Annotated in this window: 15 protein-coding genes and 1 pseudogene; 2 read left to right on the forward strand and 14 right to left on the reverse strand. The window is 65.1% G+C overall.

Annotated features, from left to right (window positions below; translation table 11 throughout):
- Positions 1-1,621: 1,621 nt before the first annotated feature.
- From IPK85_03040 to IPK85_03060, 5 genes and pseudogenes are all read right to left on the reverse strand, one after another.
- Positions 1,622-1,987, reverse strand: a complete 366-nt coding sequence (locus IPK85_03040; GenBank protein ID MBK8246362.1) for a hypothetical protein — start codon at positions 1,985-1,987, stop codon at positions 1,622-1,624.
- On the reverse strand, positions 1,987-2,190 hold the full coding sequence (locus tag IPK85_03045; GenBank protein MBK8246363.1) for a hypothetical protein: 204 nt from the start codon (positions 2,188-2,190) through the stop codon (positions 1,987-1,989). Before IPK85_03045 ends, IPK85_03040 begins: the two co-directional genes overlap by 1 nt.
- A 30-nt stretch (positions 2,191-2,220) precedes the next feature.
- A complete protein-coding gene (locus tag IPK85_03050) occupies positions 2,221-3,009 on the reverse strand; it encodes an FAD-dependent thymidylate synthase (protein ID MBK8246364.1) in 789 nt (262 codons plus the stop codon).
- A 952-nt stretch (positions 3,010-3,961) separates the two neighbouring features.
- On the reverse strand, positions 3,962-4,213 hold the full coding sequence (locus IPK85_03055) for a hypothetical protein (protein ID MBK8246365.1): 252 nt from the start codon (positions 4,211-4,213) through the stop codon (positions 3,962-3,964).
- Between the two features lie 151 nt (positions 4,214-4,364).
- Positions 4,365-7,598 (reverse strand): annotated as a pseudogene (locus IPK85_03060) (PHP domain-containing protein).
- Positions 7,599-7,800: 202 nt separating this feature from the next.
- On the opposite strand from IPK85_03060, the gene IPK85_03065 reads away from it, so the two are divergent.
- A complete protein-coding gene (locus IPK85_03065; protein MBK8246366.1) occupies positions 7,801-7,938 on the forward strand; it encodes a hypothetical protein in 138 nt (45 codons plus the stop codon).
- Between the two features lie 217 nt (positions 7,939-8,155).
- On the opposite strand, the gene IPK85_03070 is transcribed toward IPK85_03065, so the two are convergent.
- The 8 genes from IPK85_03070 to IPK85_03105 all read right to left on the reverse strand — a co-directional run bounded on the left by IPK85_03070 (position 8,156) and on the right by IPK85_03105 (position 13,812).
- A complete protein-coding gene (locus IPK85_03070) occupies positions 8,156-8,962 on the reverse strand; it encodes a hypothetical protein (GenBank protein MBK8246367.1) in 807 nt (268 codons plus the stop codon).
- A gap of 111 nt (positions 8,963-9,073) precedes the next feature.
- A complete protein-coding gene (locus IPK85_03075) occupies positions 9,074-9,901 on the reverse strand; it encodes a hypothetical protein (GenBank protein MBK8246368.1) in 828 nt (275 codons plus the stop codon).
- The gene (locus tag IPK85_03080) at positions 9,898-10,521 is read right to left on the reverse strand and encodes an MSMEG_6728 family protein (GenBank protein ID MBK8246369.1); all 624 of its coding nucleotides are present in this window, start codon (positions 10,519-10,521) and stop codon (positions 9,898-9,900) included. The genes IPK85_03075 and IPK85_03080 overlap by 4 nt, the downstream gene beginning before the upstream one ends.
- Positions 10,522-10,645: 124 nt before the next feature.
- Complete coding sequence (locus IPK85_03085) at positions 10,646-11,389, reverse strand: hypothetical protein (GenBank protein MBK8246370.1); 744 nt, start codon at positions 11,387-11,389, stop codon at positions 10,646-10,648.
- Positions 11,329-12,507: an AAA family ATPase gene (locus IPK85_03090; GenBank protein ID MBK8246371.1), complete on the reverse strand. Its 1,179-nt coding sequence runs from the start codon at positions 12,505-12,507 to the stop codon at positions 11,329-11,331. Before IPK85_03090 ends, IPK85_03085 begins: the two co-directional genes overlap by 61 nt.
- A gap of 54 nt (positions 12,508-12,561) precedes the next feature.
- On the reverse strand, positions 12,562-12,741 hold the full coding sequence (locus tag IPK85_03095) for a hypothetical protein (protein ID MBK8246372.1): 180 nt from the start codon (positions 12,739-12,741) through the stop codon (positions 12,562-12,564).
- Positions 12,741-12,881 carry a hypothetical protein gene (locus IPK85_03100; protein ID MBK8246373.1) on the reverse strand — a complete coding sequence of 47 codons (141 nt, stop codon included), beginning with the start codon at positions 12,879-12,881 and terminating at the stop codon, positions 12,741-12,743. The genes IPK85_03095 and IPK85_03100 overlap by 1 nt, the downstream gene beginning before the upstream one ends.
- 652 nt (positions 12,882-13,533) lie before the next feature.
- Positions 13,534-13,812, reverse strand: coding sequence for a hypothetical protein (locus IPK85_03105; protein MBK8246374.1), 279 nt, complete (start codon positions 13,810-13,812; stop codon positions 13,534-13,536).
- Between the two features lie 91 nt (positions 13,813-13,903).
- Between IPK85_03105 and IPK85_03110 the strand changes: the two genes are divergently transcribed.
- Positions 13,904-14,287, forward strand: coding sequence for a hypothetical protein (locus tag IPK85_03110; protein ID MBK8246375.1), 384 nt, complete (start codon positions 13,904-13,906; stop codon positions 14,285-14,287).
- 747 nt (positions 14,288-15,034) lie between these two features.
- Here IPK85_03110 and IPK85_03115 read toward each other — a convergent pair.
- Complete coding sequence (locus IPK85_03115) at positions 15,035-15,355, reverse strand: hypothetical protein (protein MBK8246376.1); 321 nt, start codon at positions 15,353-15,355, stop codon at positions 15,035-15,037.
- Between the last annotated feature and the right edge of the window lie 272 nt (positions 15,356-15,627).

Below are 15,627 nucleotides of genomic sequence, written 5' to 3' on the forward strand. Positions count from 1 at the left end.
TGGATAGTGTTCTCATCCTCCTCGCCGAAACGTACGCGGGTGCCCTCGAACGACAGCCGTCTCGATGAAGACAGCATGCCCTCCCAACCTTCAGGCAGATCCGGAATAGCTTTCACAATGCTCATCTCTCTCCTCGGGACCGGGCCGGTTAATAGCTACTATAGCGGGCCGAAGTAGGGCCGTCTAATCCTCAGAGAAACGGGGCGCCTACCTGAGGGAATAGGCGCCCCGCTCTCTTCAGGCAGCCGGAACCAAAGGGACCGACCGCAGTTCCCCGCTGGGCGTGTACAAGTGGGGCCACGCCTCCCGCGCACGCGCCGCGTGCCTTCGCTACGCGGAGGAACAGGATGGGGTGGCGGTCCGCATCCGCGTGCTCCATTCCTCCGGCTCGCAGGTACAGGCCCCTCCTTCAGCCGGGCGTCGGTGACAGACGCGTCGGCGGGTGCGGCGGTGGGCGGCATGTGTGCAGGCCCTCGTACTCGGCTGCCAGTTCGAGCGCAGCCGTGAGCCGGACGGGCGAGAGTAGCTCCCGGTCCATCACCTTCTTCCGGAGTAGGAAGTCCTCGATCACCAACGCCGCGCCATGCCAGTTCGACAGGACGTCGGCAATCAGAGTGCGGATGCAACGTCGCTCCTCCAACGCAAGGTTCAGCGCTTTGGGAGCCTTCCCGTTCGGCGTGACCGGGATGCACGGATCTGGCCGTTTGCGCGGTCCAGAATGTTGGTCAGGATGGGGACCTCAGGGTCCACTAGTGCCTCGGGGTTGCACTACCATCCGTGACCACCCGGTCGTACCGCCCGGGTCAATGCTTATCACCGTGGGGGCGGTGACGAGTTCCACAGTTCCTGCCCTTCTAAGCAACTTTGGGGGAGCCACTTTTGTCGGGCTCGGCGCCGTCACCGTCCTTTCCGCCCTCAGGGCCTTTCCGAGCTGCTGGGCCGTAGACACAAACAGGCGCCAAAGCTCGAAGGCGTGCTGATGGGTCAGCGTAACCGCGGTGGTAACGCCACGATCGACGCGCGGGACGGTACGAGTCAGCGCCGAGTGCGCACCACGCGGAACCCGACCTCGGAAGCGATGTCCAGCGTGCTACTCTGCTCGTCGATCATTCGCCAAACTCCCCATTCGCGGAGCAGCTGGAGTACTGCCCCTCGGCTTCAGTTCGGGCAATTTCTGTCGCCCCGGAGGATGACGCACTCAATCTTTCCAGAGCCAGACGTCGCGTGACGTAGTGCTAAGCCAGGATGCATCCACATCGCGATAGACCAGGAAGGCGACGTCGCGGAACGACCCCGGCGGTGCGGAAGTAGACGGTCGCGCGCCCTTCCCCTCGACGCGTAACCTCGTCGCGCGGATGCGGCGCGCGACTCGGACGCCGCAGTAGTTCCTGGACTACTTGGAGCGCCACATCCTGCCAGAGCGGCGACACCGAGCAACAGTAAAGCAATCCTGTTCATGCTGCTTCCAACTCCTCAAGATATTCGACGCCGCGACGCACGGCCTCTGCCTTGGTGTGCTCGTTCCAGAACTCGCGTGGTTGGTGCAGGGAGCTTCTTCATGTGGTCGGTACAGAACGGGCGCCCGGGGGCACGCCCGTCCCGCACCTTGTAGCAGTACACCTCACGTGTCGGCCAGCCTCTGGTGCCAGGCGAGAGCCATGGCTGCGGTCTGCAGCAGCTCCGCCATGAGCTTCTCGATGTCGCCGTTGTCGTAGGTCATCGCCCGCGCGACCTCGCCCAGCTCCTCCACGAGGATCGGCAGGCAGCCCGCGTCATCGCGCACCAGCGGCGTCTCTTCGACGCCGTGGCGGCGACCGCCCGCCGCATCTCGGCGCGGAGCGCGTCGATGGCGGCCGGCGAACCACGTCCGATCGACATCCATCACGCCACCGTCATCTCGTCGCGGAAGTAGTCGATCATCGGCACGAACGCGAGATGGTTTCGCGGGGACCCGGTAGCGCACCAGGGTCTCCTCCAGCGCCTCCATCACCAAGTCATACGCGCGACCGACGTCGGCGGGGGTTGGCGGAGCTCGACCAGGGACGCGGCCGCCCGCTCGTTGACGCCGCGTCGCACGCTGATCAGCAGGGTGGCGAGAACGCGCTGGCGGATGTCGTTCAGGTCGCGCCCTCGAACAGGCGCCAAACCAACAGGCAGGTGCAGCCGGACGTAGAACAAGTCCGTGAACATCGCCCAGATGGCGTGGGCGACAGGGGTGGATCATCCGGCGGCGGTCTCCCGGCGACCATAAACGCCGGGAACAGCAGACGCGGGTGGACGCCCACGATCTTCAGCGCCTCGGTAGGCGGTCCAGATCCTCGATGGCCGGCAGTACTTCTCATCCGGCTCGGCAGGCTGCGGCTCCTCACGCCCGGCAATGAGCGAGCGCAGCGCCTGGTAGGTGGCGAACTGCAGCGCGCATGACGCGCACACCACCAGGAAGACGAGGATGACGAGATGGACGTGGTGCTCGCGTGCTCCTCCCGGCGCGACGCGCGCCGTGGCGATCCGCCAGCCGCAGGCGGGGTGGATGGGCCGGACGACGCCGGGCGTGGCGACTTCCCACTCGGATGAGGGCACGCCCTCGCGCTCGAACTCGTCGACGCAGGCCCGGATGGAGCAGTAGCGGTCCGACGCCTTCATCAGGCAGCGGTTCGCCGCGTAACGAACCAGGCGGAAAGCGTCGGCGATAAGCTCCGGTGCGCCAGCAGGTGGCGTGGCCCATACTCCCCAGGCGCGCGCCAGCGCGGCGAATACCCCGCGCCATTCCATTTGCGCCTGCGTGCAGAGCCGCATGCCCGCCAGGTTCAACAGCGTCTTCATGTCGACCCGCATGTGGACCCGGGTCAGGATGTTCGTCGGCAGGAGTCCGCGTGCGTCCTCGCCAGCGTGCCCGGGTGATGAGGAACGGCCACAGATCGGTCGACGACGTTCGACGCGACATCCCCGGATGTTCCGCCAGAGCGCTCCTTGGCGGCGTGCGCGCGGGTCGACGCCCAGCTCCTCCATATCAGCGCGGAACGCGCCACTCCTTCGTCCCCGCGAGCGGGGTGGGAGCTTCACGCTTGTCGTGGATCTTGTCGCGACAGCGAACCGCGCGACTCGCGCGCGTAGGTCGCCGTGCGAGTCCAGACGAGGCGGTGCGTGAAGGCACAGGAGACGTTCTCAGGGTGCGATCGACCGCCGGATCCATTCCAGCGGCGTCTCACTCAACCACGACACCGTGGCCGCGTGCCAAGCTTCCAGCGCTCCTCGTCGGTGACGCGGTCCAGGCTCGTCAGGTTCCGCCCGGTGTGCGCGCGGCGACCATCGCCGTGACGCCGAGCAGGTCAGGCGTCACCATCGACACCGTTACTTTGGGCTTGCGCCGGGTCGCGTGGCGTGGCGCGCCACATAGCGACGTCAGCCCACTTGCGCAGCGTTCCGGCGCGTCGACCGCGAGGCGGAAGTAGGTTGTTGGTGAGTTGCTGTTCCGCGTCAGTCCACTCGTCGTCAGGGTCCGGCGGGTCGACGTAGTCCCCGCTCAGCAGGTATAACCTAACGGCATTTCTTGCCTCCGATGTGCTTGTGTGCGTTCCAGGCGCAATCGGATCTTACCTTACCGCGTACGCCGCTCAAGCAGCCCGGCGCGACAACCACTCGCTGGATGTGAGCAGCTTCGGCAGTCTCGTTCCTCCAGTCCTCTAGTTGCTGCTCCCTGGTACCTCGGTAGTGGTCTACGTCGTCACAGTGGAGGCATGGGCCGCGCCTCCTTCCTTTTGGGTGACCTCGGGACATAGCTCCTCCTTACAAGAGACGCGGACCGCTGAATTGTTCGACCGATACCCCGGCTGCCCACAGCTGACCAACGCCATCGGCTAACCGGTACGCATCCCCATACACAACCCGGACGATGCCGGTGTTGATGGATGCGCGCACGCACGTGCGGCAGGGCGCGTTGCGTCGCGTAGGCGACGCTCCTTCAGCCCCTCCGTGCGCGCCGGGCGGCGTAGGCGACCGCGTTAGCCTCCGCGTGCACCGAAGCCGTACAGGGCGCCTCCGGCCCGCAGGCGCAGTGCGGGAGCCCGCGCGGGGCCCCGTTCCGCCCGGTCGAGAGGATGTTGTCGCCGAGCACGAGCGCCGCACCCACCTTCAACCGGCCACAGGTAGACCGAAGGGACGCCACGACCGCATGCAGGAACATCTGCTCGTCATGCGTAATCCGTTTCGTCATAGTTGCGCTTCCTCCGATCTACCTTCGGGCTGTGGATGCCCTCGCTGCACGCGCGGGCGGTAAGTCATGGTGCACCATGTCATACCAGAGCCCGGTTACCTGTAGCCTGTAGATCCGCCAGCCGCAGTGCTCGCAATCAAATATGTCCTTCTCACGCAGCCTCATCGTCTCCCCCGTCATCATCTTGCTGCTGCAGAACAATCAGGCTGCGGACCGCGAGCGAGACCCCGAACCCGCCCCGGCGCTTCAGACCCGTGCATACCACCACGTCCTCGCCCGGCACAATCGACTCCACGCGCTCTTTGAAGCGCGGGAAGTCCCAGCGGTTGAGGCGGAGGTAGACCTCATCGTCGCCATCATCGTAGCAATGGAGCGTGCACGACTTCAGCAGTGGTTAGGGTCGCGAGTTGCGGCGAGGGATGTCCTCGACCGAGTCCCCAGTGCGCGCCGCTCATCCTCGATCAGGTCGCGTACTCAATCGCGCGGACCACACCCATCAGGTGATCTTCATGTCCCGTATCGACGCCGCGCGGGATCTCGTGGCTGCGGCGGGTCGGCGCCGGAATGCCTCGGAAAGCCTTCCAGTTCTTCCGTATGCCGTGCCGGATCTCATCGAGCAACTTACCGGTCAGTTCGATATCAAATGGGTCCTCCTTGTCCACGAAATCCTCGATCTTCATTATGGACTTTGGCCGGTCTTATAACGTTGGCGTGAAAGTCGTACCGCGCTCCACGTCGACAGCTTCCCAGTACCGAAGCGACGCGCCGCCTTGTCGGTGGCAGCGATCGCAGGATCTTGCTGAAGCCAGCGCGGATGCCCATCTTGTCATCCGGGTCCGGCGACCAGGTCAGGCCGGACTTAACCGGGTCAGGCGGTAGGATCTTAAAGCCATTCTTGACGGCGTCCGTCAGGAGCCGCGGCCGCTTTAGCTCCTTGGCGGTCTTGGTGTCGCCGACCTTTAGCGCGGCACGGGCGGCGTAGAACTCGCGCGGGTGGTTGGCGCTTCAGGTGCGCACCCAAAAGCCAAGCTGGCTATAGGCGAGTGCGGGTGGGCCACATTAAGTGAATAGCTCGCGCTAGTCACCGTGAACTTCAAATGCGGTCCGCCAGTTTGCGGCGGGATGCCGTGCAGCCGCCCAGCGCCCTCGACGGATGCCTAACGCCGTAGCGTTCGTATTGCACATCTCGCCTAACGCGCGAGATGGCGCGTCGGATGTCGCCAATCTTGTTGACGGGGAACCCGCCGATCTCCCAGACGATCGAGGACGCGCTCTTGGAGATGATGCGGCCGTAGAGTCAGCTTAGCGTGTACTTCCACACGAGCGGGTGCAGGTGATCCGGTTTCTTCCGCCCGTGTTTGATGTCGATGTACTGCGCCGTCATCCCGGAGAACAGAGGCCCAGGCCGAGACAGAGCATTAATGTCGGCAAGATGGTTAAAGTGATCAGGAACCACCCCAGCGTTAACCAGACGAGTAGCACGGCCCTCGAACTGAAAGATGCCAACAACGTCGCCGCGGCGAAAAGCGTCGAGAGTCCGAGGTTCATCCAGAGGTACGTTGTAGAGGTCAGCAAGGTCCATCCCAATCATGTCGAGCACGAGCCCGATCATTCCCATAGTGGACAGCCCGAGGAAGTCCATCTACGACGTCGCCGGCGGTTTCAGCGTCCTGCTGGCGACGTGAAGCGAGACGGTCCGCAGTGCCCGCGCGTCAGTCCGCGTGTACATCGCGCGTGTGTCGGCGGTTCGGCCGGCGGCGATGACGATGCCGGCCGCGTGCTGGGCATGCCCGCGTATTCCCCTCAGGTCAATCGCCCACCAGGAGTTCCGGGTTGCTGCGACGGCCGCGCGCGGAGGAACATGGAGTTGCGAGGAATGTGCCCGGGGCATCGTCCGCGCGGGAGTCGCCGCCCAGGCGGTCGAGCACGGCAACGCGAGCGCGCGTTCTCGGCGTTCTTCGGGATGGCGTAGACCCGCGCGACGTCGACTACCGGAGGCGCGGCCGCGCGCGACAGGGGGCGACGTGGCGGCGACTCGGTCAGCTCCATGCGCGGACAGATAATCACGCACCTCATCACGCCGGTCGTCAGCGAAGTCGAGGTCGATAATGTAACAGGTCAGTTCGAGACAGGTCAATGAATCGCTCGAAGACCATCTGAGGGAACTGCATCGGATCCACCTCGGTAATGCGCATGAGGTACGCGGCCAAAGAGGCAGCAGCAGATCCGCGAGCAGGGCCAACAGGAATAGGTCGTGGCCGCAGGTCTTTGGCGAACGTGACGGCGTCCGCCACCATTAGGAAGTAATCGGGGTAGCCCTTCTCAACAATCGGGCCCATCTCATACACCAGGCGTTCATGGTAAGCCTCTTGGTTGGCCCGCATGTGTGCGTTGGTCTTGATCCGGAAGGTCCAGCCGTCCCGCAGCTTCTCCCACATGAAGTCCTCGGCGGTCCAGCCGTCCGGGAGCGGGAAGCGCAGCGGTTCATTCTTGGGGAGCGTTACGGCGCGGCGGCGCGATCTCTTCGGACGCGGAGTGGCGCCCCAAGCTTCGCTCTTGGCGTGAGACCAGTCGCGCGGAACGGCGGTACACCTCAAAGTCCGACGTCGGGTAGGTCAGGAGGATGTCATACTCCCAGCCCGCCTCGGCCGACTCAACTGTACCGCCCCGGTGCGCTGCATGCAGAATCTTCTGCATCTCGTTTTGGCTACCATATGGATAATGAACGTCAGCCGTTGCTACAAGGGGCACGCCGGTTCGACGGCTTAGCTCCGCGAGCGCGGGGTTTACGAGCCGGGTTCGGTCCAGGCCCGGGAAGCGCTGCACTTCCAGATAGTACCCATCGCCCAACAACGACTTGTACTTCCGCACGACCTTCTCGGCGTTCGCCATATCGAACGTCGACACGCGGTGGCGTCGGTCGCCCAGGCTCTTTCCACCGGCTAGCACGCAGTTCAAGTGCGAATCCGCGCACCCAGAAGTTACAATCAAACCCTCCGAGTGATCCCGGAGCATGTCGCCGTGAATCGTCGGCCATCTGTAGAACCCTTCCGCGTACGAGCGCCCGACCAAAGCATTCAGGTTGCGGAGCCCGGTCAGGTCCTCGGCAATAATGGTCTGGTGGAACTTGGCCATGGTCTTCGGAGGGGCGGCGTAGGCTTCCAGGCCGAACATCGGCTTGAGCCCGGCAGCCCGCGCCGCCTTCTCCAACTGCACCCACGATGAAACGTTGCCGTGCTCGGACAGGCAAGCGGCTTGTGACCCCAGCTCAACGAGCCGGTCCACATGGTTCTGAACCGTTCCGAATCCGTCGCCGTCAATAAGAGAACGTCGAGTGGCTGTGGATGGAGACAAAACGCTTAGTCAGCTTCTTCGAAATTCCCATAGTGGCATCACCTCCCCAAGACAAAACGCCCGGAGGCGTCGCGTGACAAGTCATCAGTGTTCTTGCGGCCCATAGTCGATGTAGGCCGTACTGCTTCGCCGGGTATGATGTACCGCCCGTGTGGATCGCGTGCTCGGCGACGGTAGACGCCGCGCAGTACATTAAGGGCTCCCGAGTTGTCAAGCCAGAACTCCGGCTTGACATGCGTCAAGTTGCAGCACCAGTAGTGCTCGCACTCATGATCTATGTCGTGGTCATCCGGGATTGGATTGACCTCGAACGAGTACATCCATCGGATTGGACGTACCTGCCGCGGATAGCCGGGGATGGCTATGGGTGAAGTTTAGGACGTCGGACTTCCTCCCGCGCTTCCAGACGGTTCTTTTCGGAATCCACCACCAGCAGTCATCCCATCCCCGGCGCTCCACCTTGGCATAGAACCGGATGCACCAGGAACAGGCGGCCGTCAACACCGACCATTCCGGCGCACAGTTCGTGCGCGGTAAGGTGCCATTCCAGTACCGTGGTTTCCTTACTCTCCTGGCGTAGCGAGCAGGTCAGGCACGATGAAGCGCGCCCGATGAGGTCGAACAGCATCGCGCGGACCCTCGCCGTTCGTGGCGCGCCCGTCCCACAGGGCGGTCGCGACTTCTCCACGCGCGGTGGTCGCCGACGTACTCCGCCCGCACGCCGAGCCCGGTCCGGTGCTGGTCGCCATAGTCGGCGTTCTTGGCCAGGAACTGCTCAAGGAACTCCGGCAGCAGCACCTCGTAGATGAACCACCCGGACGATGTGGCCGGCTCCCGCAACCCGCGCGGCGGGCGCTGGAGGTCCTGGAACACGCCATCGAGCGCAGCGGCCAGCGCCTTGCCGTGCTGCCGTGCGACCTCGGCGTTCGGCGTCGGCCCGTTGTACCAGTCCATGCCGCCGACAGCCCCGATCCAGCGGTTCATGATGTTGCGCTGCAGCGTGACGTGGGGCGGCTCCTCCTCGGCGTTGATGCACTCCGTGGGACCAGACTCGCCGCACGTCTCCGGGTCCAGGCCCCAAGGGCTGAACCCCCCGTCCGGCGCGATGTCGTCCACCAGGACCTTGTCAGGCCCGACGTACAGCCCGGCCCGCTCGACCGCATCCCGCAGGCCGGACGCGGTGGCGAAGTTTCGGTCCAGCTCCTCGAAGTTGCGGGGCCCTCTGCGACCGGCCCACTCGGCCTCGGCGATCTGCCTTGCCAGATCCTTCCGCGACATCAGGTCGTCGATCTGGATCGTGTTGTCCTCCGCCAGGTGCACCAGCGCCGTGGACGGCCCGGTCCGCAGCTGCTCCGTGCGGTCCTTGATCCACTGCTCCTTAAGGCTCTTACTCACTCTTCCCCTACCTTCTGCAGGTCCCGCATGGTCCCGCTGTCTACGCCGCTCCGGCCAGCTGCCAGGTCATCGCGGATCTCAGCCGATCCTTCAGCTCCCCCGACGTCGCGCTCACGCTACTCCCATCGCGCACCGAGCAGCAGGGCGCTCATGCATGTCGGCGTACGTGGTTGTACAGGCCGGCCATTCTGCCAGCGACCCATCCGCCCGAGGTGAACCAGGGGCCGGTCGGTCCAGCAGTCGCAGCTGTGGCTCAGCGGCTTCTTCACGCGCGCAACGCCCGGGATCGGCGGGCGGTTGATGTGACCGGGCCACTCCACCGTGCTGTAGCCGTGGATCCGGCTGGCGCGGTACCAGGTCGGCGCGAGTCGCCGACGTGGGGTGATGATCGGCGTCGCGGCACTCGATCGGGAACGTGTTGGCCGGGTGCTCGCCGAGGGCCCAGATGTCGACCGACCGGAACTGGTGCTGGCGCGGCTGGAGGCAGAGCACCGGGCGGGGAATCGTGTTCACCACCAGGTCGAAGCTCTCGAACAGCGGGTTGAGGCACGACTCGATGCCGTCCGGCCGCCGCGGAATGTCGTAGTCGATCACCAGCGACTCGTACCGAAACCACAGCTCATCGTAGGTCGAGCGGAGGTCCCACGCTACATGCGCCTGGTCCCGCAGGTCGTCGTTGATGGTGCCATCCCAGGCGTCCGCGTAGACCTTCCGCAGGTAGCTCTCGGGCTCGCCCTGCATGATGTAGCGGATGATCTCGGGGTCGATACCGTGCCCGCTCATCGTGCCGGGGATCGGCTGGTGCAGGTACTGCGCGCCGTAGATGGGCGACCTCTCCTTGCGGGAGAACACGCACACCCGCTTGTCAATCTTCAGCCGCGAGGCCGCGTGCGCAGCCACCAGTCCGCTCGGGCCGCAGCCAAGGATGGCAATCTTCACGATTCATCTCCCATCTGGATCTCGCCGGTGGCGTCATTGATCCAGGCGTAGGTGGGGAGCACCCGCTCGCCAGTCGCGAGCCGGGCCATATCCGGCTTGGAGAGCCGTAGGTAATACCCCTCGGTTTTCATCGGGTCGATGACTGGCCAGAGGTATGGCATGTTCTCGGGCGTGCCATCATACTTATCGCCGTAGATGTGCGGCGCCTTCCGCATCAGGTTCGACCGGTGCGAGCGCAGCACCCACCTGTCCTTGAGCCAGGGCGGGTCTTCCGGGGTGGTGCCGTCCATGTAGACGGCCGACACCTTTCCCTCTTTGTTGAAGCGCTTCTCCACATCCAGCATGCCGCATTCATGCGCCATCTGGGCGAAGTCGCCCCAGAGCTTGTCGCTGCGGCCGCGGACGATGCGCCACTCGTGACAAACAAACAGGCCGTACAGAATCAGAGCTGGCTCATAGCCTGCCCACATCTGTACGGCCGGATGGTTCGCGTACCCGTCCGTGTCGCCATTCAGGGTACGGAGGATCTGGAGCGTCTCCAGGCGTTGCTTGCCGAGACGCGCGTCATCAAGGTCTGCCATCGTCTTCGGATGGCGTAATAACGAGATGTGGCGCGGCATTTCCTCCGACTTAATGCTACCGAGAGGGGCCGGGGATTCCGGCCCCGGCCCCTCCCGAACGCTGCGGTCAGTCTACCGTAGGACGCGCGTAGCGTCTACCGGCCGTGACCTGCCGTTCCTCAGATCAGAACGGGGGCTCGTCCTCCGAGCCCTTCCGGCGCTTCGCCGCCGAGCGGGTCGGAGAGGCAGCCTGAGCCCGCGCGCGGCCCTTCCGCGGTGCGGGGGTCGGCTCCGGCTCCTCCTCGTCGGCCTCTTCCTCCTCGGGCTCCTCCTCGTCGTCGGGGAGTGCCGCGCGGATGGCGTCGCGCAGGTCGTCGTCCGTCATCTTGGTGGTGACCTTGACGCCGAGCTTCTCGGTGGTGTTGAACTTCTTCAGCGCCGCCCGGTCCATCTCGTCGAACTCGTCGCCCTCGGGCTCCTCGTCCTCCTCGGCGTCCTCTTCCGCCTCCTCGTCCTCCTCGGGCTCGTCCTCCGCCTCCTCGTCGGCGTCCTCGGGGAACTCGACGTCCAGGATGGCCTCGATGATGTCCTCGGCCGTGGAGCCGCGCTTGATGGTGATGCCCAGCTCCTTGGCGGCCGCCTTGAGCTTGGCGAGCGTCATGCCCTCCAGCTCCTCCTGGCGGGCCTCCACCTCGTCGCCCTCGGACTCGTCGGCGGCGTCCTCATCCTCGTCCACCTCGTCGTCGTCCTCCTCGACGTCGGCCACCTTGCTGGCCGGCCGGTCGGACGCGGGCATGATCCCGTTGAAAGCGACGGCGAGCCGTTCGCCATACTGCGCGTCGTTCTCGTGTCGGGTGTTGGCGCCGATCAGGATGGACTCCGGAACGGTCCAGGTGCCGATCTTCTTGACGAAACCGTCGTCATCCACGACGACGTTGCCCGCCCAGTACGATTCCACGATCTTCTTGCGCTGGGCCGGGGTCTTCCCGTCCAGGATCGAGTGGAGCAGGCCGTTGACGCCGCTGGCGCGCTCTTGGTGGACACCTGGTAGTACCAGATGCTGTAGCCGTTGTACTTTGCCTTCTTGGTGCCCTTCGGCTCCGCGAGCTCCAGGACCATCTTCAGCATCGGGTCGCCCCCGCGGACTCCGTGCCGCGGAGGCGCTTCAGGAACGAAGAGGTACGGGCCCTGGGCGGGACGCCCAGCTCGCGCCTCGTCGTAGATGTCGTCGATGGTGTCAGGGTCGACGTCCGCCAGACTCGCGTCGGCGACGGTACCCGATGGCGCCCACTTCGGCGTGTCAGGCATCCTTCTGGCTCGGTTCACCGGACGGCGGGCGCCGGTCCGGGTCGTACGCGGGGAACGCGCGGTGCGCGTTTCCGGGCTCCCCGATTCCGTGATCCTGTTGTGGATCTGCGGAAGCGTCAGGCCGTCGGTGTAGGGAGCGAGCACACCAAACCGGTCCTTCCCTGTGTATTCGTTGTACGGTCCCCAGTGGATCCGGCGGACCGGCTTGCCCTTGCTGTTCTCGGTCGCCTCCATGTAGCCGAAAGCGTCCATGAGACCGGTGAGGTAGTGGCTGAGGTCTCCTTTCTGCCCGTGGACCAGAGGCACAATAACCTCGTCGCCCGAGCGGGACTCGACGTGCATTGGCAGCGCGGTGAAAAGCATGTTCACCGGCAGGTCGCAGAACTTCTCCACGGCGAACTTGATCATGTTCTGCACGCCCTGGTGGTCCGGCTGAGCCGGAACGAACAAGTCCCGCGCGGCGTTTCGCTGGTGCTCCCGGTCCAGGACGAACCGCATGCAACGCTCGCGGAGCATCGTGAGGCCATCGGTCACGATCCAGTCATAGCGGCTGTAGCCGCCAGCGCGGATCCACTTCTGCGCCTCCTCGAACTCCTCCCAGGTCGGGATCTCCCAGACGTCCGCCTTGGAGCCCGCGCGGGCCGCCGAGATCGTGCCAGGGTCGACCGCGAGCACGAGCGAGTTGGGGAAGCTGCCGCCGAACACAGTCTTGCCGACGCCCGAGTTGCCGTACACCATGGGGACGTACGCCTCCTTGCGACAGTCGACATCTTCTTGATTGGCGGGCCAGTCCTAGTCGCCATCACCGCCCTCCTCTCTCATGCCAACGACCCGCGCCTCAATCTCGTCGAGACGCTGGACGATGTAGTCGTGGTCTGCTCGGTCGATCCGCTCCATTGCCAGCTGCCGCTTCACCCGCTTGCGGACTGCGGTCAGCTCCGCCAATCCGGCGGTCTTGAGCGGCCTGGCCATCACTCCTCCTCGTCGGTCCCGAACAGATCCGCCAGGTACTTGTCGAGCGACGTCCGGGGCGGCAGGACGTGCGCCTCCATCACCAGGACGTCGGACGCCTTCAGGTCCGGCTTGTCCAGCTCCGTGCGGAGGTGGCGCACGACGGGGTGTGGACGCCCTTGAGGTGCTGCCCGCGGAACTCGCCCACCTTCCAGGCGCTGTCGTCCGCGCCGCCGGTCTTCCGGCTCGTGTACCACACCGCGTACTTGCGCGACTTGTTGGGACCCCACTCGGACTTGGGCCGGGGCGGGGCGTTCGGGTCTCTCGGCGGGAATGGCATATCAGGCAGCCTTTCTTCTCTTGAGTCGGGTGCGGGCATTGTCTACCCACTTTACATTCTTGCCAGCTTTCGCTGCCACAAGAGACTTTGGGAGGTGCAATGTTTCTTCGATCAGGCGCCAATGGAACTCAGTCAGGATGTCCGGTCGTGCGCGCCTCGCGCGGCGCGCGCTCAGTTAATGCAGCTTAGACCAGCTCTCTTCTATGGCGCGCTCTGCGGACTTCCCGTGCCTCCGGGTCAGCCCAGCGCGCGCGGACGCCCGAGCCGGAACGTGGTTGGCGCCTCGCAGGCGTCGCTGGCGTGGCAGCTTCGGCAGCGGGGGTTGTAGCTATTGGAGTCGAACGGGTCGGCTCCATGCGTACGGCTCCAATCTCTCGCGGGTCCGGGGCAGTCGACGCATTCGTACAGCGACGCCTTCCCAAGCTTGCCAGACAGATCACGGTGTCTATTGCGCGCACAGCTCCCGACAAGTCTCATGCCGATTTCCGGTGGTCTCGATAGGGGTCAACAACTTTGAACTGCCAGTCGCGGAGGTCTTCCCAGTCTCCACCCTCTTCGTGGGCGGCACATCTGCGGAAGAGATGGGCGATGCGGCAACCGAACGGGCCGCCCTGCGGGTTCTTGTACACCCGGGTCGGGTCGTCGCGCATCTCGTTCATCTGCTCGACCTCGATAGCCACCCGCTCGATGAGCCGGTTGCGCGACTCCGCCGAGCGCGGGATGTCCTGCCGGACGAGCAGCGGCGCGCGCACATTCGCGGTTCTTGGCGTGGAGCCGTCGCGGCGAGGGCGAAGCCCGTGCGGGCGCGCGGCCAGTCGTCGCTAGAGCGACCTCGCGCGGGCGATGGCGTGGGGTGACATCCTGAATCGACTCGTCCGGCCCGAGGGTGCCCTCAAACCGCAGGACCTCGGTCATGAAGGCCAGGTACGACCCGGCCTGGTCATCGAGCGCGAGCCAGGCAAGCTGGATGATGGTGGCGGTCTTGTGCTCCAGCAGCTTGATCTTGTTGTGGTCCCGTTCGTCACGGTACACGCCATCCATCGTGAACGCATAGATCGCAATCAGGTTGCCCGCGGCGTCGAATACCTCGACCTGCTCCGAGCGCTCGACCGCGATGATGTACATGTGGTCGTCGGCGCCGTAGGTGGCGATGTAGTTGTCCCACATGTTCAGCGCAAGCGTCGCGCCTCGACGTGCGGGTGGCGCCCTCGCCATCAATGGTCTTGATCTGCTCCAGCTCGCTGTCGAAGTAGTCGGTCAGGACCTGTCGGGCCTTCTTCGGGTACCGACGCTTGCCCTTCCCGTAGTACGTCGCCAGCGCCAGGTGCCAGCCGGTGCCGAACCACAGCGGGAGCGCGGGCAGGCCCTTGGGGACCAGGCCCTCCCGGTAGCCCCACCACCATTTTTGCGGTGCCCCTAACGGGCAAGACCGCCACGCTGTCCGCTCGGATGTGCGGAGTACGGGAGTCCTGCTCATTTTAGATCACCTGCCCGTCGGTCGTAGGTTGCCGATCAGTCCGGCATCGCGTGTTCAGCCAGCGCGCGCGCGGCGGTTAGTTTGCGGATGCGGTTCTCGCGGTAGCCCGGCGCCCCAACGTTCGTCTTCGTCATACTCCATGGCAGCGGCGGCAACGCGGGTCGTGATCCCAAATCGGCGACGCAGTCCCCATCCTTCCTTCAGGACCAATCAGAGCGCGATCCCCACAATCCACGCAGTCGTACTCGCGCGCCTCGACGCGACCAGATGCGCGCGTGCATTCGATCGGCCGGCATCGTCGCGCGCGTAGTTTGCGGTGCGACTTCCCAGGCGTGTTTTCCACAGCCGCATCCGGATGGGCAAGGCTTACTAGGCATGGCACTTGCGCCACGCGGTCCGCTCGGACGTCCGTAGCGTCGGGATCTTGTCTGCCATGACCCCTCCTCGGGTCACCCCGCCCAGCGCGTCGCCACACCGGGGCGGGGGAAGTCTCGGCCTTACAGGTCCGGGTCCGCCGTTGGCTTCTCGGCTGGCGCATCTGCCGGCTTCCACATCCGGGCGTACTCCACGAGGATCTGCAGCAGCTCGATGGTCGGCCGCATGGCGAGGTTCTCGCCCAGGATCTCGTCGAACGCATCCGACAGGATCTTCCGGACCTCGGTGACGGTCGCCGTGTCGTTCTCCTCGCCCGCGGGCCGCGATGGCCGCATCCGGGCGATGGTGTCGCGGAGTGCCGCGAACGGGTTGGGCGGTACCTGCTCCAGGGCATCCACTCGGCGCCGCAGGTCCTCGATTGCCTCACGTGTGAGGTCGTCCATGTTCTTCCTCCGATCGGCGGGATTCCGGCCCGCTACATTCCGGAGGGGGCAGGCAAGTAAGTGGGCGCCTGGTTCCAGATTCGAGACGGACCCCGACTGGCCGCTTGCCCTACAATATTCCCTGCCCCCACCGCAACGCCCCTCCCCGGTTAGACCTCGTACGCCCCAGCGCAGGTCCCTAGGCCGCTGCACGCGCCATTCCCAGGAGGGGGTGCGGGGACCGGGGGTGTACCAACCACCCCGGGCCACACCTCAGAACGCGGGCTCGGTGC

The organism is Gemmatimonadota bacterium (genome assembly GCA_016712265.1).
Classification (GTDB): Bacteria; Gemmatimonadota; Gemmatimonadetes; order Gemmatimonadales; family Gemmatimonadaceae; genus RBC101.